Raw genomic sequence first — 22,981 nt, 5'->3', positions numbered from 1 at the left:
GTTCCTGTCTTTTGAAGCCGATTCGAAATCGAACGAGACCCGTATGCCCCTATCTATTCGCTCGCTTGCTCTAGCGTTCCTTCTGATCTCCGGCGTCGTCCACGCTGAGGAAACTTATCCGGTTCACCCCGACACCCAGGTCAAGGACGGTGTGCCGCGTGGCAAGGTCACGGCACATCAATTCTCCGATAGCAAGGTCTTTCCCGGCACGCAGCGTGATTACTTTCTGTACGTTCCGGCTCAATACGATCCGATGAAACCTGCGGCGCTGATGGTTTTTCAGGATGGCCAAAAGTATGTGCGAGAAAACAGTACCTGGCGCGTTCCCACGGTGTTTGACAATTTGATCCACGAAGGAGCGATGCCGGTTACGATCGCGCTGTGTATCAACCCCGGGGTTGTTCCCGGCGGTGATCAAGCACAAAACCGTTTTAACCGCAGTTTCGAATACGACACCGTCAGCGATCGATACGCGAGTTTTCTGGTGGACGAGATGATCCCCGAAGTCCGTAAGAGTTACAACATTACCGACGATCCCAACATGCGAGCGATCGGCGGCAGCAGTAGCGGTGCGATTGCGGCGTTCGGTGTGGCATGGCACCGGCCCGATCAATTTCGCCGCGTCTTTAGCACGGTCGGCACTTACGTTGGCTTGCGAGGCGGAAACGAGTACCCGACGTTGGTGCGAAAGTCGGAGCCAAAACCGATTCGTGTGTTCCTTCAAGACGGTCGGAATGACTTGAACATTTATGGCGGCAGCTGGTGGCATGCGAACACTTCGATGTTGTCGGCTTTACGATGGGCGGGCTACCAAGTGAACCACGCCTGGGGCGATGGTGGTCACAACGGCAAACACGGCAGCGCGATCATGCCGGACGCAATGCGATGGCTGTGGCAAGATTTTGAAAAGCCTATCGAGGCACCGTTTGGTGATCATCCTGAACTGACAGCCCGTCTGATCGACGGCGAAGGCTGGCAGCTGGTGAGCACGGGGCATCGTTATACCGAAGGCCCGGCCGTGTCTCCCGAAGGCGGCGTGTTCTTCGTGGACGGACCGAAAGGTGAGATCTGGAAAGTAGATGCCGATGCATCCTCGGCGACGAAGTTTCTGGACATGCCGAGCGTTAGCGCATTGATGTTCGACGCAAAGGGCAGACTTTACTGTGCGAGGAACAAAGCGAAAACGCTGACACGGGTCGACGCAGACGGAACCCAAACCGACCTGATGACCGGTAAGAGCTGCAACGACCTAGTTGTCCTTGACCACGGCGTTTATTTTACCGGGCCGGACGAACAAGCGATCTGGTACCTACCCCATGGCGCCGACAAGCCGATCAAGGCGGGGACCGGCCCCGAAAAACCAAACGGCTTGATTGTCACTCCTGATCGCAGGTTCCTGCTGGTCGTTGATTCCCTGGGCCGGTACGTATGGTCGTACTTGATCGGCGCAGACGGGACGCTACGTTTCGGTCAGCCGTACGGTTATCTTCATTCATCACAGGACGAAGTCCGCACGGCCGGCGATGGTTGTACGATGGCAGAAGACGGTTCGCTTTTGGTGGCCACAAAACTGGGCATTCAAATTTTTGACCAGCCCGGCCGAGTCCATCTAATCACGTCGCGCCCCACCGGAGTTCAGCGGTTCTCCAATTGCGTGTTGGCTGGTCCAGAGATGACAACCCTGTACGTGACCTGCGGTAAGCACGTTTATCGGCGAGAAACGAAGATCAAGGGGATTGCTCCCTGGCAGCCGGCGGTCAAGCCGGAAAAACCACGGTTATAGGAAAGCATTGGTCGTTGATTTCATGTCTCACGGCCTGCAAAAGATGCTGACGCAAGGCCAGCGGTTGACCGCCGCTCTACGAATTAGCTTGCGGGTCGGATCACGAATTTGAGAAAGGTTCTAACGCAACTTGAGTGTGTAGGCGTAATCACACGGCCGATCCGCAGGCAGTTTGATGTGCAGGCCATTGGAATCACGGGTCCAGCTGATTTCGGCATCGCTTCCGAGTAATTCGATCGAGGAAATCTTTGGCAAGTGAGGATTCGAGTCGGTGAGCGTCTTGATTGTCACCTGCTGCGATTCTGGCCAGTCCAGTAGGATCGCATATAGCGCGTCGTCTTTGGTGGTGAAGCGAATGTCCCTGGCGGTAAACGGCTGATCCTTGTGCTCGGCCAAGTGCCCGGTCGTGGTTTTCGTGGGGCCTTCGCCGTAGGTTTTCCAGTAGTTCGTTGCGTAGATTGCTTCACCGTTGACACGAAGCCATTCGCCGATGCTGAGCAGGATGTCGCGATCCTTTTGGGGAATCGTGCCGTCGGCGCGAGGCCCGACGTTGAGCAACAAACAACCATTCTTGGAAACGATATCGACGAGGTCATCGACCAAACGGCCTGCCGATTTGTATTTTTGGTTTTCGGTATAGCCCCAGGAGCTACTGCTGATAGCTGTGTCGGTTTGCCAAAAAGGGACACGGATCGCGTCCATTTTGGAGCGTTCCAAATCGAGTACCGCGGCACCTTCGGGGAAGGCTTGCCACTTGTAGTTGACAATCCCAAGCGGCCTTTCTTGTTTGGACGTTTGGTTGTAGTAGTACGCCGCGAATCGCTGTAGGTAGGGTGAGAAATGGTTTGCGGTGAAGGTCGTTTCTTGGCTGTTGGTGATTCCAAAATCGAACCAGACCAAATCCGGATCGTACTTGTCGACGATTTCGCATGTCCGGGCCAACCAGTCCTCTTTAAACTGTTCGTCTTGCGGTTCGAATCGCTTTTTGTAATCCGCCGCATCGTCCTTAAATAGAAATGGCATCGGTCGACCGTACAAACGCGAGTACTTGGGGTCTGCGTTGTCGAAGTTGGGGCTCCGCACGAAATACTTCCAGTTGAAGGCCCGATGGCTGCTTAGTCCAAGCTTCATCCCGTGGGCACGAATCGCCGTGCCAAGCTCCGCGATAATGTCTCGCTTGGGGCCCATTTCGGTTGCGTCCCATTCGGTAAAGCTGCAGTCATACATTGGGAACCCGTCGTGGTGCTCCGCTACCGGCACCACGTATCGGGCACCCGCTTGCTGGAACAACGCTGCCCATTCATCCGGATTGAAATGTTCTGCTCTGAATTTCGGAATGAAGTCTTTGTAGCCAAATTCTGAATGCGGGCCGTACTTTTCGACGTGATGGTGAAAGAAGTTGTCGCCTCTGCGTTCGGTATCGATATACATCTGACGCGGATACCACTCGCTACCAAATGCGGGCACGCTATAGACGCCCCAATGAATGAAGATCCCAAACTTAGCGTCCTTATACCACTGTGGGATTTCATAGGTTTCCAGTGACTTCCATGTCGGTTGGAAGGGACCGTTGCTGACCACCTGATCGATCTGCTTGATCGCCGCAGCGACATTCGGATGCGGGGCCAGTGGATCGTCCGCAGAGCTCGGAGCGATGTCGAACCAACCAAGGGCAATCAGGGTCAGTACTACGAACTGTGATACGGTGTGTTTTGGCTTCGGTCGATACATCGAATGTCTGATTTGAATCGTAGTTTTTAAAGCTTGTCTGGAAAACGGAAATACCGACGGGATCGCGTCGTACAGTTCGGGAAAGCGAGTGTCATCGTTGGCCTGTGTGCCGGCCTACACCGGTTCTAAGGTCGATTCGTCATGATATTGTTCCGGTTTCCGATTCGAACTTTGTAAAGGTTCGAATGCCGTACAGTGCGATCAGGACGAAGCAGGCCGCCGGCAACCAGAATGAAGTGCGAACGGAGTACGCGTCGATCAAGCCTCCTTGAGCTTTCGTCAGCACCGCCCCTCCGACGATCGCCATGATGAGAAATGCGGATCCAAGCTTAGACTCTTCTTCCGTCAGCGAATTTAGCGCGATCCCGTAGATCGTCGGGAACATCAATGACATGCAACCCGAGACCAGAACCAGACTGATCAGTCCCGTTTTTCCCGGAAGGTAGATCGCACCGACAGTGAATACGAACGCTCCGCAGGCAAATCCGGTTAGCATTCTGCCCGGGCTAAAGAAACGTAGCAGCGCCGTACAAACCCAACGGCTGCACAGGAATATCACCATCGCCACGATGTTGTATGACTGTGCCTCGGCCAGCGATAACCCGACTTGTTCCATGCCGTAGTGGACGATGAATGTCCAGCACATGATTTGCCCGCCGACGTAAAATCCCTGAGCCGCGACGCCTTCGCGAAATCGAGCTTGACCGAAGATATTGCGGACCGTTTCTCCGAAGGCCACATCACCACGTTCTTTGGAAAACTTCGGCATCTTGGTCATCGCATAGGTGACGAGGAACAAAGTCACAATCACGGCGATCACGATGTAAGGCATCTTGACCGCATCCAGATCGGAACGCTGCATGGCAGCGAAGCCATCGGGATCGTTCGCCCGGAAGCCCTTAAGCGCGTCGGGTACCGCGGCGTCCAAGGTGCCGACTTCGCTACGAAAATCAGGCAGTTCCGAGTAAACGGCGACCGTCGAACCGTCAGCTAGTTGAGTGCTCGGCGCCGCCGCCGAGGGATCGACGATCAAGTACTGGGTCACCGCGGGATCGCGGTCGCCCAGCTTCTCGCGAAACTCACCGGTTTGAAGTTGGGGTGCGAGAACAAGCGTTGCGACGCTCATGCCGATCAACGATCCGACTGGGTTAAACGCCTGAGCCAGATTCAATCGTTGCGTCGCCGTTTCACGAGGCCCCATCGCCAGGATATACGGGTTACACGCGGTTTCTAAAAATGCCAATCCATACGTCAACACGTACGAGCCCAACAGAAACAGTCCGAACGTGGCCGTCGATGCTGCCGGCACGGCCAACAGGGCACCGAGTGCATAGAAGCCGAAACCGACCATGATGGCGGCCTTGTATGAGAACCGCCGGATAAACAGTGACGCCGGCAGAGCCATGCAAAAGTAGCCGGTGTAAAACGCGAATTGCAGCCACGACGCCTGCGACGTCGTGATGATGAAGACGTTCTCGTAGACCTTGACCAAGGGATTGGTAAAGTCGTTGGCGAATCCCCAAAGTGCGAAACAGGTGGTGGTCAACGCAAAGGGAAGCAAGTATTGCCGGGGGACCACGGCAGGCGTTTGAGATTCCGACATTTCCGGCGACGAAACCTCACTTTCAATGCTTTGCGGTGACGTCATGCTGTGACCTCGATCATCGCCTTGATGACCCCCGAATCAGGCGCGATCCATTGATCGAATACGTCCGGCACATCGTCGAACGAGGCATGATGTGTGATCCAAGGATCGGTGTTGATTTTTCCTTCTTCGATCAGGCGGATGATTCGTGAAAAATCAGTTGGCAAAGCGTTGCGGCTGGCCATCAAGGTCAACTCGCGGCGGTGGAAGACAGGGGCGTGGGGAAAATGCAAGTCGTTTTGAGTGATGCCGACGTAGACCACACGAGCGGCGAACGCGGCAAACTCGAACGCCCGCACCATGCTGTGATGATTTCCGGTCGCATCCACGATCACATCAGCAAGTCGTCCGCCGCCAAGCCGCCGAATCGCATCGATGTCTTGATCGGTTCCGTTGAGGAGCACCGTCTTGTCGACGCCCATTGATTCGGACACAAAATCCAAGCGTTGTTGGTTGATGTCAGCGACGATTACGTTCGCATCGGCGAGCCGAGCGAATTCCAAGGCGGATAAGCCTATCGGGCCCGCGCCAAGGATCAGCGCGTTTTCGCTCGCCTTTGGCGCCCCACGATCGACGGCGTGGCAGCCAATGGCCAACGTCTCGACCAGTGCCGCTTGTTCGTAGCTCAGCGAACCAGCCTGATGCAATTTTCGCGCGGGAAGGATGACTTGATCTGTTAGTCCTCCGTCACACATCACGCCAAACGTTTGGTTGTGCTCACAACAGTTGGTATGCCCACGTCGGCAGGAATCGCACTCGCCGCAGTTCAGGTACGGCTCGACGCAGCAACGATCACCGGGCTTGACATTCTTGACGCCGTCACCGACCGCGATGACTTCGACGCCGAGCTCGTGCCCGGGAATTCGTGGGAACGCGAAGAAAGGAAACTTTCCGAGATAGCAACCAACATCTGTACCGCAGACGCCCATCCGATGAACGCGAACGAGTGCTTCACCGGCCCCAGGGGCGCCTGGTTCTGGAATGTCGATTCGCTTCCACGTTTTGATCTCACTGATCTGCAAAGCTTTCATCGCTAGTTGTTCTCCGGAAGCCCTTCGGTGTGGCTGATGTTGTGAACCGGTTCGAGGACTTTCAGTACATCGCCGAGCAGTTCTTCGTCGATCGGTTCGCTGATCCATTCGGCCCATTTGCGAATGTTGTTCGGGTTCGCGCTCCCGGAGACCGTCGTTGCGAGGTCGGGATGATTGCATGAGAACTGAAGTGCCAGCTTGGCGATGTCGACACCACGACTTTGACAAAGTTCAGCGGCCGAGCGTGCCGCCTGCTTCACTTCGGTCGAGTCCTTGTGCCAGCTCGGAAGTTCTGCATTGGTTAGCAAACGCGCCGCAAAAGGGCCGGCATTCATCACGCCGACGCCTTTGGGTTTGAGATGCGGTAACACGTCGTCGACCAACCGAGTGTTTTGCAATGTGTACTGGTTGTACGACATGACGCAATCGAGGTCGGTTTGCGAAGCGACTTCGTTGAACACCTTCATCGGATAGCCGCTAATGCCAATCGCGCGAACTTTGCCGGCTTGCTTGGCTGCTTTGACGGCCGGAATCGTTTCTTCGATGATTTGCGCCAGCGGCACGAATTCGATGTCGTGGCAAAGGACGATGTCGAGGTGATCGGTTCCTAAGCGATGCAAACTGACGTCGATACTTTCGGCAACGCGTTTGGCCGAAAAATCGAAATGCTGGACGTCGTAACGGCCCAGCTTGGTGCAAAGCATGTATTGGTCGCGTGGGACGTTTTTAAGTGCGACCCCTAGCAGGACTTCTGACATGCCGCGCCCGTAGTAAGGCGAGGTGTCGATCAGATTCATCCCAAGCTCCAGTGCGGCGTGCACACTGGCGAACACTTCTGACATTTCGACGTTGCGAAACTCGGCACCTAACGACGACGCGCCAAAGCTAAGGATCGGTAGATCGAGGCCGGTATTGCCCAGCGGCCGGGTGGGTAGTGTGGTGATGCTCATGAGGCTCCCTTATCCGATAAACAATGGTTTCATATGGCGATCAAAGAGGTTCTGCGTGACCTGTTCGCCGACGATCGCTTCGTTCGCTTTGAGCAGATCGAGGTACCGATCTCCGGTTTTCGCGGCGACCTTGAACGCGACGTGCAGTAGCTGGCGAACGTTCGGGTTGAACTGTGGGTCATGGGGGATGTGCCGAAGCGTTGATGCCAACTTGGGGCCGTCCCACCCGTTAACCTCGTCGACCGATGGCAGCGCCGACGGGTCGATATCGATCACACTGGCGTATGGCGAGCAAAGCTCGTCGATGTGCCCGAGCGAATATGCATAAATCTCTTTCGCCAATTCAAACCCATCTCCGCCCGCTTCGGACAACCCGATCAACTCTTCCAACCAAGTGGTCCCGGCCGTCTTCACATGGATGCCAATGTTCTTGTTTTGGATCGCTTCGCGGATGACGGGATAAATGCTGAACTTATCGCTGCCGCTATGAACACTCAGTTTCAAGTTCTCTGGTAATTGATACCGTCGGATCGCTTCGGCGATGACTGCCAGGTCCTCGTTGAATTCCCGATCGAACTGTTGGACGTCTCCGACATAGTCAACGCCTTTGTTGAATCGTCCGGTGAATTTGGGGGCGATGGTTTGCAAGCGAATTTTCTGGTCGGCCAGGGCCGCCAGGATCACCATTAACTCGGGAGGAGTTTGTGGCGAATCCGTTTCGTCCATCGAAACTTCGGCGATGAAGTTGTCTTCTCCTTTAGCGTCAGCGATGTAGCGATAGATGTCGCCGGCAGCTTGGCAGGCGCCTAAGTACTGCCGTGCGACTCGTGTCACGAATTCACGGTCGACGCTGTAGGCCGCCTGCATGCCTGGCAAATTCAGTTCGCCGATCAATTCGCCATGGGCGTCGACGAATCGCGTGATTGCTTCTTCGTCGATCGCATTTCCGATGAAATCGGCAACGTCGATCGTGAAAAAGTCGCTGCAATTCAAGTACGGATCGACGGTCGAACGTTGAATATGGTCGGCATCCACATACCAGCTTTTGCTCCAGCCCAAATCGTTGACGGCCACTTGCGCCGCGGCTTTCACGCTGGCCGGCTCGGATCCGACGAACTGGTGTTCCCGATTGGATTTGTTCCAAACCGGGACCACGTCCACGCCGGAATCCGCCGCTTGTTGGAATGCGCGTAATTGCGCTGCTGCCTGATGGGCAAATCGATCGCCCACGCCAAAGGTAAGTTTTTCAAGTTGCATGTAATTCGCCTCCTAATTGGTTTTGGGGTATCATTTTGGCCTTCAGCCGCGGACTCTCCATAGCCAAATCCGAACTTCGCATGCCTTTTCTTAACCTGATTCGATGACCGTTGAACCCGATTTTGTCTCTCGTCAAACCCATGACGCGAGACGTTTTTACCTGAACCTGCAGCCGCAGGATGGGCAACCGCTGTCGCTGGTATGCGGCGGGGTCGAACGGATGGACCCCGACTATGTCGTTGAACGAAGCGACTTTGCGTATTACGTGGTCGAGTGGGTCAGCGAGGGGCGTGGCGTGTTGACGATGGGAGGGAAGGAGCATGATTTGGCAACCGGTTCGTTGTTTGCTTATGGTCCCGGCGTCCCCCATCGAATTGTTAATCTGCCGCCGGACAACATGCGGAAGTACTACCTCGACCTGGCGGGGACAGAGGCGGCCGATTCGCTAGCGAGGCTGGGCTTGCTTAACGGTCGCCCGGTCACGGTCGCACGTCCCCACGAGCTTGTCGAGTTATGGAACCTGATTGACCGCGAAGTGCGTGATGTCGCCGATCACTCACACGCCATTTGCGAGATGCTCGTACGGGTCTTCCTGCAAAAGATTCAGCAGCGGATGGTTTCTTCGCGAGCCGGCGAATCCTCCGAAGCTTTCCAAACTTTCGAGATGACCCGGCGACTGATCGAGGAACATTTTCTTGAATTTCGGACGGTCGAAGAAGTCGCCTCCGAGATCGGGTTTTCACCGATCTATCTTTCGAGGCTGTTCAAACGCTTCGCAGGATCCGGCGCTTATCGTTATCTATTGCGTTTGCGGATGAACTATGCGGCGGAGCTAATCCTTGAACGTGGATTAAAGGTCAGTGCCGTAGCAGATCGGCTTCAATACTCAGACGCGTTCCAGTTTTCACGCGCATTCAAGCGAGTCTACGGGGTCCCTCCGAGTTCGCTTTCGAAGACTTTTTTGATCGATGGCGGTGGGACGCATTGATTGAAGCCGCGCATGACCCTTCGATTCACGTTTGTGGGGGTAGCGGCACGCACCGCGGCTTTCATGGCGTAAAAGGCGACTATAGCTATAGCAAAAAAACGTCCGGGTTTTAGCCGCTTGATGGAATTGCCGGTGTAATAGACATTGAAGAGGCAAGCTTTTGACAACGATTGCATAACGTCTCCCAATCGGCTTCGCTTTCGAAGTGAATGCGCATGAGGTAGTAAGATCCACCGCTTTGGCTAGATAGCACGATGACTTCGTCAAGGATTTCGACACGTTCGATTTCGCTCAGGGAAATCCGGATTCCGACAGAGGTCCACTGGATCGCTAATTCTTCACCGCTCGTCCATCCGCGCTGATTCCATGTTTGCTGACGCGTTCCTTTGTAATAAAACCAGGCGGATCGGATGCCATTAAATAATGCGAAAACACCGTACCCGACCATAAAGTAGTCCGACCAACTACTAAAGAAACTCGTGTCTGTTCCCGCGATACTCAGCAACGCCGCGGCGCCAACTAAATTGGCAATTAGCAATACGAGCGTTCTTGGCGTCCGTGTCGACTGCTGCATGGTGACCGCACCGTGAAAGTGAATCGCATCGCCGGGCGGCGGGTTCACTTCATCCCACATCGATGGAACATCATCGGATGGATCGCGAGCATACTCGAACCATCGCTCTCTCAACCCTTTGGCAGTCTTGACGCTGTAGTGATCAAAAATCCGTTCGGTCATCGCGAGGAAACGATAGGGATCATCGGTTAATGGAATCCGAATTCCGGCCGGTGAAATAACCGCGGTGACCAACTGCCGTGGTGAAAACCAGTGGTGACGCACTCCGTCGTCGAGCGTCATCCCCGCGGCTGTTAAACGTCCCCGGACGATCCCGAGTAGATCGGGGTGTTTTTCGATCGATCGCATGACACGACGATCCGAGTGAAAAAAATATCGGTAGACCGCGACTGCGATTGCTCCGAAGACGAGGGAAAACAGGATGACCGGCAGCAGTATCTCGGTATCTCGTCGCCAAATCGAGATGCTAGCGACCAAGACGAGCGGAGCGATTGCGGTAAAGCCGAGCAGCGAAATCAAAACGATCACCAAGGCTCGCTCTGGATGGCTGCGCCGGAGCATTCTTTGGTAGTCTTCCAATTCGATGATCGAGTCAAACGTCAGTTCGGTTGGCCCATCGTCTTCGACGACCGTATTCGCATAAGGATTGACGTCGGTCACGCGAACGAATCACTAGGGCATGAGTAAGTTGTTTCACCGAGAATGACAAGATCGGAAAAGCAATATAGCAACTTACCATGGCACATGGACGGGTTACCGGACGGCCATCATGACCGCCAACATCTCGCGTCCAATTTGTTTTGATCGGTCATCGTAGACTTCTGCTTCCCGTTCAGAGTCGTCGGCGACTTTGGGATCTTCGTAGCGGATCGGCAAACGCAAATCGCACCCCGGAACGATCGGGCATGCATCGTCGGCGCTCGAACAGGTCATGATAGCCGCGTAGTCAGTACTCGGATTCGGTGGATCGCTGTAAACTTTGGAGAAACAATCCATGGGCTCAGCCTGTTCCGAGTACCGTATCCGATAAACGGGATTCTCAGCTTCCGCTTCGTCTGTTTCGACCAGTAATCCCGATCGCCGCAACGAAGCGACGACCCGCAAGTTCATCGCGGTTGCTTCGGTGCCTCCCGAATACGTCTCTACGCCTTCAAGGCCGCACGCGTCCGCGGCGACCTTGGCCCAAATCTGCGATAAGTGGCTACGCCGAGAATTGTGAGTGCAAACGAAAGTTAGCTTTGCCGTCCCCGAACGATCGAGACTCTGCCGAACATAGTCTGCAAGTTGCGAAAGCTCCGCGCGGCGTGATGCGGGGATTAGCCCCTGTTCGATATCACGGTCACGAAGCCATCGGATGATCGGTTCGAAACACTGAACCTTGGAACGAGTCGATAGCGAATCAAAAGTCATATTTTATTCTTGAAGGTTTAGATGAATCCCTGATCTCTCATTAACTGATTGAAACAGTGGTGTCTTCCTGTTTTAGTTTCACTTGAGCGACGAAACGACGAAGCCCTGCGATCCCCGTCGGCTGAACAGGGTGCCAAGGGACCAACACCGTTCGTTTGGAATGCAACGATCGAACTTCATTAAGATACGACTGCTCGTTACGCTGACGACCCACCAGCGTCGGATCACGAAGCGGGAGGGGACTGAGCGACTGATTGATCACCCATGCATATGGTTCAATGTCGGCGCGTCTGAGGTCTCTTTGTAGCGATGCCGCTTCGTGCACCGGCGTCGACTCTGGCAGAGTCACCACTAAGATTCGAGTGAAGTCAGGATCACGAAGCCGCGGCAACAACTCTTCGACACTCTCCGGCATCTGGGATGACTGGCGTGTGACTTCGCGGTGATAAGCCAAGGCCGAATCAAGCAGGAGCACGGTGTGTCCGGTCGGAGCGGTATCGAGCACCACGATGCCGTCTTTTCCTTCTGCGATCGATTCGGCAAAGGCCCGAAAAACGGCAATCTCTTCGGTGCACGGTGATCGCAAATCTTCGTCCAGCAGCGCCTTGCCCTGTTCGTCCAAATCAGCTCCCGCGGTTTGCATCACTTCACGACGGTATCGGTTGGTGACCTCCGCCGGATCGATCCGGCTGATCGAAAGGCCATCGAGGCCTTCGTCTGCCAGGGCAGACTGCAAATGGGCGGCCGGATCGGTTGTCGACAGATGAACCTTCAGCCCACGTTCGGCCAAGGCGACCGCAACCGCAGCGGCCACGCTCGTTTTCCCGACCCCGCCTTTGCCCATGGTCATGATCACACCATGCCTCTGCTCGGCAAACTGGTCTACTAAGGAACGGAGCGATGTGAATCCATCCATCGAAAACATTGGTCCCGACGAAACCTTTACTTCATCGGAAGGAGCGGTGTCGTTCTCGGCATCGATACCGAGACCACGAATCTGCCGCAGCGCATTGATTCCGATCAATCCCCCCGATGCCAAACGCACCGACGTTTGCTCAAGCGAAACCAGTCCTTTCGGTAGGTTGTCGATCGCCTCAGCACATCGGAGCTGCATCGCAATGGCAATCGGATCGGAGGGGTCAGTTGCCTTGAAGGTTCCGTTGATCACCAAGTGCTGGTTATTGACGCCCAGCGAACGCAGTTCCTCACTGGTGCGCTGGGCTTCTTGAAGTGCCGATGGCTCTGGCCGCGTGACCAAGACCAAGGTGGTTTCCGCGGCGTCACCGAGTCGCTGTTTGGTGGCCTGATAGATCCGCTGCTGCTCTTGCAAGCCAGCCAACGGGCCGATGCATGACGTCCCCGAGGTATTCGATTCGATGTAGCCAGACCAAGCCGATGGCAGGGTCAGAAGCCGTAAGGTGTGACCGGTAGGAGCCGTGTCAAAAACGATGTGATCAAAATCACTTGTTGTGGCTTCGTCGCCGAGCAATTTTGCAAATTCGTCGAAGGCTGCGATTTCCAGCGTACATGATCCCGAGAACTGTTCTTCCATGTTCTCGATCGCAGCTTCCGGCAATACGCCACGGTAAGGTCCAACCATCCGTTCACGGTAATCGGCGGCGGCCTGTTCCGGATCAATGTTCATTGCCCAGAGATGATCGACACCCCTGACCGGCGTGGGCTTGCCCGAAAGCGTCGTCCCCAGCACTTCATCCAAATTCGATGCCGGATCGGTGGAAACCAAAAGGACACGTCGACCGGCATCCGCCAGCGAGACGGCGCTGGCGCACGACATCGAGGTCTTTCCGACACCACCTTTGCCGGTAAAAAAAAGATGCCGAGTGGGATGTTCAAGAAATCGCATGAGTCTCTCTCTCAAAAATATCGAGCGTTTGCGGCAAAGACCCGCCCTAACAGCACCCCGAACCGCCGCTGCATCCGCCGTCGGCCATCGGAAGCATGTTCTTCACAGGGAGCTTCGTCTCGGTCCAAAGGGCAAGGTTTTCACGAGTCGGGTACTCATTGCGACTGACAACCTTGCCGTCAACAAAAATCAGAGGCAAGCAGTCCACCCCTTCCGCTTCGAGCATCTTTTGGACCGTCGAGTTTGCTGCGTATTGGGCCGCGTCTTGCGCCAAATTGAAGCGATCAACTTGATGCCCTTCCCGTTCAAGCCACTCCAAGTCGGCGGCGAACTTTGGTAATACCGGATCGACCTGAGGTCCACAGACGCCGGTACTGCAGCACATCGCTCGGTCATAAATCTGCACATGACTCATGGTTCAACTCTCCATTCAGTTCGAATCAAATAATCGCCCATCGCCGATGCGCGATTGGACGGGGTGAAAAATATCGGCCACATGACAATGTCGCTCAGTTCTCCGAGCTGATAGTGCGATAAGAAACCGCGAACGGCTCGGAGCGCCGAGCGACAATCATTGATCGCTCGTTGCTCAGCCGCGCTTGCTACAACAGGATGGTGGCTAACCTTAACGTCGAACTGGAACGAAGTGCTCGCCACCAACACTAAAGCTTGCCGACCAGAGTTTTCAATTTGGTCAATTGAGCTTCGTTGATACAGTAACAAACCTTCGGCCCATCGACCTCGCCCTGAATTAAGCCCGATTCCTTCAAGATTTTGAGGTGCTGGGATACCGTCGATTGGGCAAGTGGAAGTGAACTGACAATTTCGCCACATACACACGCATCACGTCGCAACAGGAGTTGTACGATCTGAACGCGGGCCGGATGGGCGATCGCCCACGCCAGTTTGGCTAATTGATCCGCTGCCGGATCCGGCGTCAGCTTCGCCGGCGACGGATCGCACTTCTTCGTCGTTTTCTTTTTTGCCACGTGTCTTTTGCCTGATCATCGCCGGTACGGCTTGCCACCGTGCAACACACATCATCGACCAACACTATGTTTATCGTCAATCTACGATCAACAATAAAGCAGTTTTCTGCTTCGGTCAAGGAAAAAACAATCCCAGATTCATTTGGCAATCGGTCGAAGCTCACCGTCTGCGGCGAGATCGCTGGAATTCTTGAAAGAACACTCGGGCCCGGCGGTATCAGACCAGACATTGACCGATCAAGAAAGTTCCCTACACCAAGCAAGCAAGCTCAAGCGGAGAAAACGATGGAATTGAACCTCAAAGGAAAAACGGCACTGGTGACGGCATCAAGTGGCGGAATCGGGAAGGCAATTGCGACGCGTTTGGCCCAGGAAGGAGCCACTACGGTCATCAATGGACGCAGCGAAGATTCGGTGAATCGAGCGATCGAGGAGATTTTAGAGGACAACCCCGGCGCCACACTCCAGGGGCTGGCCGCCGATAACGGGACGGTCGCAGGCATCGAGAAAACCATCGAGCGATTCCCCGAGGTGGACATTTTGGTGAACAACCTGGGAATCTTCGCGGCCGTCGATTTCTTCGACATCACGGATGATCAGTGGCGCGAAATCTTTGATGTCAACGTGATGAGCGGAATCCGGCTCTCGCGTCACTACCTCAAGCGAATGCTTGACCAAAACAGCGGTCGCATCATTTTTATCAGCAGCGAATCGGGTGTGCTGCCGGCCCCAGAGATGGCGCATTACGCGATGACCAAGACGGCTCAACTCACGCTTTCGCGCAGTCTTGCGGAATTAACCAAAGGAACCAAAGTCACGGTCAATTCGGTCCTACCGGGTTCGACCGTCACTCCCGGCGTTCGAGAATTCGTCAAGGGGCTCTATCCTGACGAGTCATTCGAATCAGCCGAGAAAAACTTTGTATCCGAAAACCGCCCGACCTCTTTGATCCAGCGGCTGATCAATCCGGAAGAAATCGCCAACTTGGTCGCCTTCGTCGCCAGCCCTTTGGCATCGGCAATCAACGGCGCCGCCCTACGAAGCGATGGCGGTATCGTTCCAACGATTATCTGACACTCGCCCCTATGCCAAACGATCGGTTGCGACGTGATACTGCGGGTCTTCCGAGAGATTGACTTCGACCAGCTCACCCGCCCGATCGAGCAGTGTACGGCATTCTTCGCTGAGGTGTGTCAGGTGCAGACGCTTGTTTGCCGCTTGGTATTTCTCCGTCAACGTCCGAATCGCTTCCATTCCCGATTGGTCGTAGACGCGGGTGTAATAGAAATCGATCACAACGTCTTCGGGGTCATTCTGAACGTCGAAGAGTTCCTTGAAGGAAGACGCCGAAGCAAAGAAAAGCGGGCCATGCAATTGATAGACCTTGCTTCCCTCTTCGTTAATTTTTGTATCCGCACCTAGGTGAGTCGCGTGTTTCCAAGCGAATACGCAAGCCGAAACGACGACACCCAAGATGACGGCGGTCGCGAGGTCGTGCATGACGACGGTGTAGCCCGCGACCAAGACCATCACAAAGTAGTCCGAGGGAGGAATCCGGCTGATCATCTTTATCGAGGCCCACTCGAACGTCCCGATGACGACCATGAACATCACTCCGACAAGAGCTGCCATCGGGATCATTTCGATCCACGGAGCGACGAACAAGATAAACAGCATCAAACAACAAGCTGCCGTGATGCCGCTTAAACGTCCCCGACCTCCCGAATTCACGTTGATCAATGATTGACCGATCATCGCGCAGCCACCCATGCCGCCGAACAAACCACACACCAAGTTTGCGACACCCTGGCCGACACATTCGCGATTACCGCGTCCCCGCGTTTCGGTGATCTCGTCAATCAAGGTCAACGTCATCAGTGATTCGATCAACCCGACACCGGCAAGCGTAAGGGCGAACGGAAAGATGATCTTCAAGGTTTCGAAGCTGAACTCCGGAACCAAGTATTCCATGAAAAACAGCTTCGGAAGTCCACCGCCGATCGATGCCTCGACGGGGACGATCTCCTGGCCATTGGCGAGTTGTTCGCTGGCGGTTGCCGCTGTCGCATGCGTTGCCAACATGTCACCCACGGTAGCGATCGCGTTCGAAGAAATCCCGTCGCCGGCGATTTGCCCGCTTCGATTGATTCCAACTGAAATCATCGTGACGACCAAGATCGCGGCTAACGACGCGGGAATAGCTTTGGTGAAACGCGGCAATCCGACAATGATTAGCATCGTCAATCCGACCAGGCCAAGCATCAACCACAGGCGAATACCGCTGAGATAAACCATCTCCCCGGCGTCGAGATCAAGGATCTTGAAACTGCCCAGTTGAGCCATCCCAATCACAATCGCCAACCCATTGACAAAGCCGAGCATGACTGAGTGCGGGACCATGCGGATCAGCTTTCCAAGCCGAGCAAATCCGATCGCGATCTGAATCAATCCGCACAGAATCACGGCAGGAAACATGTACTCGATCCCGTGAATCGTGACCAAGCCAACCACGACGACTGCCATCGCCCCGGTCGCTCCGGAGATCATCCCGGGACGACCACCCAGGACAGCGGTGATCAACCCGATAAACACGGCGCTGTAAAGACCGATCAACGGCGACACGCCGGCGACAAACGCAAACGCGACCGCTTCGGGCACTAACGCCAAGGCTACGGTCAAGCCAGAGAGAACATCATCCTTAGTGTTGGCAGTCTGCCGACGAAAGAAATTCAGCATTAGAGGTGGGTCGCGAAACTGGTTGAAGATTAATCGATTAGCCGCGAATCGTAGTAGCCCTCCGGAGCAGGTCAACCGCTCTAACCACAATGCGGCCACCTCGGCAACAGGGGGTCAAACCACCGAATTGCCGGATGTGAATTTCAGCCACCTTCCGGCGAAACAAGGAAGCCGTCTGGCAACGTAACCCGCCGTGAAAGCCGATGAAATTCTGATGGAATTTTCTAGACGGCTTTCCCGAATCGCCCCTCAGTCATCGCGCACCTCCGCCACCGGCGCCTCCCATCCCACCCCCCATGCCCCCACCGTTGAAACGCTGGAATTGTAAGTCCTGGTTGATTTGCCGCTGCAAATCCGTTCCTGTGATCGTCTTCGTACGGTCCATTTCGATTGTGAATTGATAATGGTGGTCGTAGGCGTCGCTACCGAATCGCTTAGCGGGAACTTGCAAATCCCAACGAAGAATCCCTGTCGGCCGCACCAATCGAAGGTATTTCGCGTCATCGGATAACGTGCCGAGTGACGTTTCGTCGGCGATCAGATCAATGGCGGTTTCGCTGTCACTGATGGGCAAGCGATCGAACAAATGGACGTCAACCGCTTGATCGTGAAAATTGGAAATCACCAAGCGATACTTCAGCGTTGTCAGGCGATTGCCGCCTTTAGGCTCGACAGTTCGTTCGAGTAATTCGCGGCGGGTGCGGACTTGCCGATCCGCGCCGAATCCCAGTAACAACTCGCCACCGGCGGCCGTCGGAGGAACAGTTGTCCTGCCAACAAACCGACCATCCAAGAAGACCATCGCATCGCCGCCGACTAAGTTTTCTCCCGATCGGTTTTCGACCTCAACTTCGCGATAAGCAAAACTACTCAGCAGCGGAACCACGACCCGATAGATGTCGCCCTTCACGGTCGATTGCAAAACCGTTACCGATTGCTTGATCGCTCGATGGGGGACGTCTACTTCACGCTCAATCACGTAGGTTTCATCGGAGACGTTTTGCCCTGCGTCACTCGCAAGATCACGTTGCACCGATGCAGGTTGATTGATCTCCTGAACCTGCTTGGTCGACGCGTCGGCATTGAGTCGCAAGTTGGTTTGCCATTCGCCAGGATCAACCCATGCGGGAATCGATTGATCGCCTCCCAATCCTGGTGAATCGAATTTTGAACTCGCACCATCGACTGTGACACGCAACGGTGCCAGGACCGGACCGTCCGCTTTGACGTCTGGCACGCCGGTGCAAAGTACCAACTTGACGCCCTTCCAGTCCTCACCGCTACTCTGGGAAACGTGACCGTCAAGTTGAATCATAATTTCGTCTTCAACATCAACATTCGATGTGGCGCGAATCGTATAGCTCGGTTGCCAAGAAACGTCATCCACCCAGTAGCTCAGTCGTAACGGCCCGCCCTCCGTTGCATCCACTCGGATGATCGCGTCAAATGTCTGCTCGGTATCCGAATCAGTCTCTTCCGAGATCTCCGCGATTATCCCTTCAAGCTCCTGTTGCTTTGCACGCAATGCATGCTGTGCCTTCAACAACTCCTTCGCGAGCGCGCGTCGCCGCTGCATCACGAAATCCGCTATTTCGGTAATCGATTCGGCATCCAACGTTGCTTGGCGGAGGTCATGATTTGCTTGTTTGGCCGAAAACTGCACCAAGTTTTCGATCGTCATCAAGTCCCGCTCAATCGCCGCGACGTTTTGCTGAGCTTCCTCGATCGCCTGCTGTGTCTGTGCGATCGATGCGTTTTGCTGTTCCTCCTGTTTCCGATCGCGGACTTCCACATGCGAAAGCACGCGCACCGATCGGACATTGATGGTCGGACTTGGTTCGCAGCGGATGGAATGTATCCGCATTGCTTGCGGCAGGCCGCTGACCCGCAGGGTCTGCATCGAAGTGGACGGGGCGACTTGAATCTCGCGAATGACGTTTGCTTCCTGCCGAAAGACCGTGACGGATTCGATCGAACTGGCGACATCAATGGCATCGTGATCGATCACCGACGGTTGAGCATCCGCGACCGGAAAGTCGACCGCGACGATGATTACAACGGTTGCGATCCACCGAACCAATCTTCCGGCACGATGCATGTGGGCATGGTTACGGATCTCGAACAATCTCTGTTTACACGATCGGGTTACCCGCATCGATTCACTCCTTGCAGTCATCTCGAGACAAAAGCAGGACTGTTGCATCATTCAACTGCTACGTATCAATTCGCCTTGCGAGATACAACAACGAAGGCCTGCTAGCTTGTAAAACGTTGTGATTCGCATGCGGCATACCAATTGCTCAAGGCAACTGACTACCAAAGGCTTCAAGCACTAGGAGAGTGATTAGATGCGTTGCTTGATTCATCGTCGACTACGATTAACGATCGTCATACTATTCGTATTCTTCGTCAGGAATCCGGGATGGGGACAAGGACGATCACCGGACCCGTTCGTAATGATGTTTCAATCGGGGGTCGATCGAACCGCTGAGGTCCAATCAAGTCCGGGCTCGAAGATCGCTTCTTTTCCCTGTGATCCCATGATGACACCTCCACAGGAGGCTCAGGTTCTTGCGTTGCTTAACCAACCAACCTCGTTCGCTTGGGAGAGCGACTTGACAATCGCCACACTAGCCCATGATTTGGGAAGCGTCGTTCCGGTGGTCATCGACACTCGATCTCTCGAAGAACTAGGGATTGATTTGAATGAGCAAATTGAAAACGGGACCCAAATTTGGCGCCCCCAATCTGCCGTCGAAATCAACGCGCCGGACGCTAGCGATTTAGCTCGACCGTGGTGGACACGATCCGTGCAAATACAGAATCCGGCATTCGGATCGCCTTCTTTGCTCGTTGACATTACCGAACGCTTACGGACGCTCGATCTAGAGGTTTTAATTCGTCACGGACGAGTAATCATCACGACATCGGAAACTGCCGAAGAAGCGGAAATCGTCCGACTCTACGATGTGACGCCGCTTATCGGCGACGCCGACAAAGTGGAGTCCAACGTGACTTCACACGGTCCATGGCAACGTCAGGATCACCGATACGATCAAATTGTCGACACGATCGAGACGATGGTCAGGCCTTCTATGTGGGCAAGGTTGGGGGGCGAGTCCGAAATTTCTCCGATTACGATTCGAGATCGGCACTGGTTGGCGATCTCAACGTCAACGTTGGTTCACTTAGAAATTCAACGTCTCCTCGATCGATTCAACCAAGACGGTTCGCGTCGTTACTGAATATCAATCCGCAAAGTCCCCGAAAGCGTTTGCGGCTGAAGACACCGCATGTCATCGCAGGCCTGAAACTGCAACTCCAACTGAATCGACTCTGCCGAACCAGCCGCGACCGGTTCGATCGAGAATGGGATTTCGATTTCGAGCGTCCCCGAGTAGATTGCCAGTTCCCTCCCTAAAACAGGGTCGTTTTTTTTCGTAGCGGCGGGCATCACTATCGATTGCATTCGAATGGCCGGGCCAGGCTTTGCGGTCAGTCTGACCGGACGAACCAAAACGGGGGCATCGCTAGAGCGTTTGTCACCGGCTTCACCATAGAGGTGAAAACCGGGATCGATTTTCACCGTCACCACCAGACGATTCGACTTCGCTTGCGCTGATTCGGTTTGATCGGATGACGCGACCCTCGCCTCCATCGTGACGGGACTACCGCGGACGATCAGTCGACGATCGTCGGCTGTTGGCTTTGCGTCAAGCGTTGGTATCACCCACGTTTCGATCGCTTTCAATAGATCTTCGTTCGTATGAGCTTGCCGATCGATCGCGACGGCGAAGGCGTTCAATGTTTTTACCGCGGATCGACGAAGCGCCGGATCATTGAATTCTTCTGACAATTCGAACATCAATTCCGCGGCGATCCCGTTTGCATTGGGTAAGTTACCGCCGGAACCAAGGAACTTCGATCGCACGAGTAGCTCTTGGTGTGTCTTGCCGGTTTGAAAGAACCCACCTTCTTCGGCATCTTCAAATTCGTTTCGCAGGTGATCGATCAAACGTTTTGCTTGAAATATATAGTCATCTTCACCAGTTGCCTTAGCCAACTCAGACAGACCTGCGGCTAAGAATACATGATCATCGAGGAAGCCTGGTTGTTTCGCTTGACCGTTCCGAAAAGATCTCATTGCGCCTTCATCGGTCATCATCGCTTTGACTAAAAAGTCAGCTGCTTTCTTAGCAGACTGAAGATAGGCAGGCTCGTCGAGCAAACGTCCCGCCTTGGCCAAGGATTTGATCATCAACCCATTCCAACTGGTCAGGATTTTGTCGTCCTTGTGTGGCTGGGGCCAATGAAGTCGTTCTTCCAAGAGAGCATCTCGGATGGCATGCATACGGCGTCGAAAGTCCTTGGGGTCTTCACCATATTGTTGTGCAATTTCATCGAGAGACTGCACCCGATAAGGAATGTTCTTCCCAATGCGCTCGCCACTCGCTTCCTCCCGAAAGTTGCCTTCGTTACTGAATTGGTACACTTCGGAAAAAAGATCTGCGTCTTCTTGATTGAGAGGTTTCTCCAGTTGTTCGGTCGACCAAATGAGCGACTCGCCTTCCTTGCCGACTTCGCCTGAATCGATGGCGGAATAAAACCCGCCTTCCGGAGAAGTCATTTCTCGGTTCACCCATCGATAGATGTCCGCGACCGCTTCTCGGTATCGGGGCTTTTGAGTCAGTGCATAAGCTTCGGCATAAGCATCCATCAGCTGCGCGTTGTCGTAAAGCATTTTCTCGAAGTGGGGCAGCAACCACTTGCGATCCGTCGAGTAGCGATGAAAGCCGCCACCAATGTGATCATGAAATCCTCCCAACCACATCGCATCGAGCGTTCTGGTCACCGCTTGAAGAATCTTGGGATTCTCTGTCGTGCGGTATCGCTGCATCAGAAACGATAGTGTGCCGTGGGGCGGGAATTTTGGCGCACCACCGAAGCCACCGTGAACGTCGTCAAACTGTGAGAGAAACTCGTCGGTTGCCTGCTCGACCATTTCCAGCGACAGCTCAACCGTTTCCGTGACACTTGGGCTGCCTGCTTGTTCGGTTGCACGAACAATCGATTCGGCTTGGCGATTCACATCATCGCGACGGTTGACCCAAAAGTTCTGAAGCTGTTCAAGAACGACGATGAAACGTTGCTTTGGAAAATACGTTCCGGCCATCCACGGATCACCGTCGGGAGTGAGCCAAACGGAATTCGGCCAACCACCACGACTGGTCAACAGTTGCGTCGCCAACATGTATTGCTCGTCGATATCCGGCCGCTCTTCGCGATCGACCTTGATTGCGATGAAGTGCTCGTTAATGACCTTGGCAACATCCGGGTCTTCGAACGATTCTTTCTCCATCACATGGCACCAGTAGCACGTGGAGTATCCGACCGATAGAAAGATCGGCTTGTTCTCTTCTTTAGCTTTCGCGAATGCTTCTTCGCCCCACGGATACCAGTCGACCGGGTTGTGGGCGTGCTGCAACAGGTAGGGACTGGTTTCGCTGATCAGTCGATTCGTGTGCATGTGCGAATGCCCTTGTTCGGTACTCTGTTGGCCGAAACCTTGTGGTGAATTGTAGGCCAACGCGACAAACGCCACCGCGAGTGAGAAAATGACGCTTCGTTTTGGGTGGGCAACCAAATGAGACATACAAAACAGTGGGGTAGGAAGATGCTTGGGGAGCGCTTTGATGGGGATGGCCGGCGGCATTGAGCCGTTCATTGTAACGGCCCGAACATCATTCTGATTCTGTCCGCTTTCATCGTGTCATTTCTGACCTAAGCTGCATTTGCATCGTCCGCACAAAACCGGGCATCGGATCGGCTGTTCTAGCGCACTGATGGGAACTTGACGAAACGAACCCGATTTAGACTTGGCCTCCGATGGCGAATGAGCAGCTTTCTTGAGAGCCGACGACTCCGTTCTCCGGCTCGTGCGGTCGTGTGCCGTGCCGCCTGAGGGGCCACCCGCAGAAGCGGTCGATGGTGCCGTTGACGATGGTCCTTTGCCACGGCCCGGG

General features: G+C 54.5%; 17 protein-coding genes. 4 read left to right on the top strand and 13 right to left on the bottom strand.

Translation table 11 applies throughout. The features are described 5' to 3' along the window. Positions 1-43: 43 nt before the first annotated feature. Positions 44-1,783: an SMP-30/gluconolactonase/LRE family protein gene (locus FYC48_RS00260; RefSeq protein WP_149494716.1), complete on the top strand. Its 1,740-nt coding sequence runs from the start codon at positions 44-46 to the stop codon at positions 1,781-1,783. Positions 1,784-1,903: 120 nt separating this feature from the next. Here the strand turns inward: FYC48_RS00260 and FYC48_RS00255 are convergent, their stop codons facing one another. From FYC48_RS00255 to FYC48_RS00235, 5 genes are all read right to left on the bottom strand, one after another. Then, on the bottom strand, positions 1,904-3,514 hold the full coding sequence (locus tag FYC48_RS00255; RefSeq protein ID WP_149494715.1) for an alpha-L-fucosidase: 1,611 nt from the start codon (positions 3,512-3,514) through the stop codon (positions 1,904-1,906). A 139-nt stretch (positions 3,515-3,653) separates the two neighbouring features. Then, entirely contained in the window at positions 3,654-5,162 is a 1,509-nt protein-coding gene (locus tag FYC48_RS00250; protein WP_200836503.1) for a sugar MFS transporter, read from the bottom strand. Continuing rightward, positions 5,159-6,190, bottom strand: a complete 1,032-nt coding sequence (locus tag FYC48_RS00245; RefSeq protein ID WP_149494714.1) for a zinc-binding alcohol dehydrogenase family protein — start codon at positions 6,188-6,190, stop codon at positions 5,159-5,161. Before FYC48_RS00245 ends, FYC48_RS00250 begins: the two co-directional genes overlap by 4 nt. A gap of 2 nt (positions 6,191-6,192) precedes the next feature. Further along, a complete protein-coding gene (locus FYC48_RS00240; protein WP_149494713.1) occupies positions 6,193-7,140 on the bottom strand; it encodes an aldo/keto reductase in 948 nt (315 codons plus the stop codon). A gap of 9 nt (positions 7,141-7,149) precedes the next feature. Then, complete coding sequence (locus FYC48_RS00235; protein WP_149494712.1) at positions 7,150-8,397, bottom strand: tagaturonate epimerase family protein; 1,248 nt, start codon at positions 8,395-8,397, stop codon at positions 7,150-7,152. 103 nt (positions 8,398-8,500) lie between these two features. On the opposite strand from FYC48_RS00235, the gene FYC48_RS00230 reads away from it, so the two are divergent. Then, on the top strand, positions 8,501-9,385 hold the full coding sequence (locus FYC48_RS00230; protein ID WP_149494711.1) for an AraC family transcriptional regulator: 885 nt from the start codon (positions 8,501-8,503) through the stop codon (positions 9,383-9,385). A 109-nt stretch (positions 9,386-9,494) separates the two neighbouring features. Here FYC48_RS00230 and FYC48_RS00225 read toward each other — a convergent pair whose 3' ends face one another. The 5 genes from FYC48_RS00225 to FYC48_RS00205 all read right to left on the bottom strand — a co-directional run bounded on the left by FYC48_RS00225 (position 9,495) and on the right by FYC48_RS00205 (position 14,222). Beyond that, the gene (locus FYC48_RS00225; protein WP_149494710.1) at positions 9,495-10,619 is read right to left on the bottom strand and encodes a hypothetical protein; all 1,125 of its coding nucleotides are present in this window, start codon (positions 10,617-10,619) and stop codon (positions 9,495-9,497) included. 93 nt (positions 10,620-10,712) lie between these two features. Beyond that, entirely contained in the window at positions 10,713-11,369 is a 657-nt protein-coding gene (locus tag FYC48_RS00220) for an arsenate-mycothiol transferase ArsC (protein ID WP_200836502.1), read from the bottom strand. A gap of 40 nt (positions 11,370-11,409) precedes the next feature. Further along, the gene (gene arsA / locus FYC48_RS00215) at positions 11,410-13,233 is read right to left on the bottom strand and encodes an arsenical pump-driving ATPase (protein WP_149494709.1); all 1,824 of its coding nucleotides are present in this window, start codon (positions 13,231-13,233) and stop codon (positions 11,410-11,412) included. Positions 13,234-13,279: 46 nt separating this feature from the next. Next, positions 13,280-13,648, bottom strand: coding sequence for an arsenite efflux transporter metallochaperone ArsD (arsD, locus tag FYC48_RS00210; protein ID WP_149494708.1), 369 nt, complete (start codon positions 13,646-13,648; stop codon positions 13,280-13,282). Between the two features lie 247 nt (positions 13,649-13,895). Then, entirely contained in the window at positions 13,896-14,222 is a 327-nt protein-coding gene (locus FYC48_RS00205; RefSeq protein ID WP_149494707.1) for an ArsR/SmtB family transcription factor, read from the bottom strand. 285 nt (positions 14,223-14,507) lie between these two features. Here FYC48_RS00205 and FYC48_RS00200 point away from each other — a divergent pair, with 285 nt between their 5' ends. Beyond that, the gene (locus tag FYC48_RS00200) at positions 14,508-15,296 is read left to right on the top strand and encodes an SDR family NAD(P)-dependent oxidoreductase (protein WP_149494706.1); all 789 of its coding nucleotides are present in this window, start codon (positions 14,508-14,510) and stop codon (positions 15,294-15,296) included. A gap of 9 nt (positions 15,297-15,305) precedes the next feature. Here FYC48_RS00200 and FYC48_RS00195 read toward each other — a convergent pair whose 3' ends face one another. Together FYC48_RS00195 and FYC48_RS00190 are read right to left on the bottom strand one after the other, a co-directional pair. Beyond that, the gene (locus FYC48_RS00195) at positions 15,306-16,958 is read right to left on the bottom strand and encodes a SulP family inorganic anion transporter (RefSeq protein ID WP_149494705.1); all 1,653 of its coding nucleotides are present in this window, start codon (positions 16,956-16,958) and stop codon (positions 15,306-15,308) included. 253 nt (positions 16,959-17,211) lie between these two features. Next, positions 17,212-19,113, bottom strand: coding sequence for a mucoidy inhibitor MuiA family protein (locus FYC48_RS00190; RefSeq protein ID WP_160149244.1), 1,902 nt, complete (start codon positions 19,111-19,113; stop codon positions 17,212-17,214). Positions 19,114-19,498: 385 nt separating this feature from the next. On the opposite strand from FYC48_RS00190, the gene FYC48_RS00185 reads away from it, so the two are divergent. Next, positions 19,499-20,203 (top strand): hypothetical protein, encoded by a 705-nt coding sequence (locus FYC48_RS00185; protein WP_149494703.1) that lies wholly within the window; start codon positions 19,499-19,501, stop codon positions 20,201-20,203. Here FYC48_RS00185 and FYC48_RS00180 read toward each other — a convergent pair. Beyond that, positions 20,197-22,611: a DUF255 domain-containing protein gene (locus tag FYC48_RS00180; RefSeq protein ID WP_160149243.1), complete on the bottom strand. Its 2,415-nt coding sequence runs from the start codon at positions 22,609-22,611 to the stop codon at positions 20,197-20,199. The two genes, FYC48_RS00185 and FYC48_RS00180, sit on opposite strands and share 7 nt — an antisense overlap. Between the last annotated feature and the right edge of the window lie 370 nt (positions 22,612-22,981).

Origin of the sequence: Roseiconus lacunae, from assembly GCF_008312935.1 — a bacterium.
Classification (GTDB): domain Bacteria; phylum Planctomycetota; class Planctomycetia; order Pirellulales; family Pirellulaceae; genus Stieleria; species Stieleria lacunae.
The sequence above is the reverse complement of the archived record's forward strand: the minus strand, read 5'-3'. Positions and strand labels throughout refer to the sequence as shown.

Bases quoted from the DNA above. Each gene is read 5' to 3' on its own strand.
- FYC48_RS00260 (WP_149494716.1), top strand. From the start codon at position 44: ATGCCCCTATCTATTCGCTCGCTTGCTCTAGCGTTCCTTCTGATCTCC.
- FYC48_RS00255 (WP_149494715.1), bottom strand. From the start codon at position 3,514: ATGTATCGACCGAAGCCAAAACACACCGTATCACAGTTCGTAGTACTG.
- FYC48_RS00250 (WP_200836503.1), bottom strand. From the start codon at position 5,162: ATGACGTCACCGCAAAGCATTGAAAGTGAGGTTTCGTCGCCGGAAATG.
- FYC48_RS00245 (WP_149494714.1), bottom strand. From the start codon at position 6,190: ATGAAAGCTTTGCAGATCAGTGAGATCAAAACGTGGAAGCGAATCGAC.
- FYC48_RS00240 (WP_149494713.1), bottom strand. From the start codon at position 7,140: ATGAGCATCACCACACTACCCACCCGGCCGCTGGGCAATACCGGCCTC.
- FYC48_RS00235 (WP_149494712.1), bottom strand. From the start codon at position 8,397: ATGCAACTTGAAAAACTTACCTTTGGCGTGGGCGATCGATTTGCCCAT.
- FYC48_RS00230 (WP_149494711.1), top strand. From the start codon at position 8,501: ATGACCGTTGAACCCGATTTTGTCTCTCGTCAAACCCATGACGCGAGA.
- FYC48_RS00220 (WP_200836502.1), bottom strand. From the start codon at position 11,369: ATGACTTTTGATTCGCTATCGACTCGTTCCAAGGTTCAGTGTTTCGAA.
- arsA (WP_149494709.1), bottom strand. From the start codon at position 13,233: ATGCGATTTCTTGAACATCCCACTCGGCATCTTTTTTTTACCGGCAAA.
- arsD (WP_149494708.1), bottom strand. From the start codon at position 13,648: ATGAGTCATGTGCAGATTTATGACCGAGCGATGTGCTGCAGTACCGGC.
- FYC48_RS00200 (WP_149494706.1), top strand. From the start codon at position 14,508: ATGGAATTGAACCTCAAAGGAAAAACGGCACTGGTGACGGCATCAAGT.
- FYC48_RS00195 (WP_149494705.1), bottom strand. From the start codon at position 16,958: ATGCTGAATTTCTTTCGTCGGCAGACTGCCAACACTAAGGATGATGTT.
- FYC48_RS00190 (WP_160149244.1), bottom strand. From the start codon at position 19,113: ATGCGGGTAACCCGATCGTGTAAACAGAGATTGTTCGAGATCCGTAAC.
- FYC48_RS00185 (WP_149494703.1), top strand. From the start codon at position 19,499: ATGATGACACCTCCACAGGAGGCTCAGGTTCTTGCGTTGCTTAACCAA.
- FYC48_RS00180 (WP_160149243.1), bottom strand. From the start codon at position 22,611: ATGTCTCATTTGGTTGCCCACCCAAAACGAAGCGTCATTTTCTCACTC.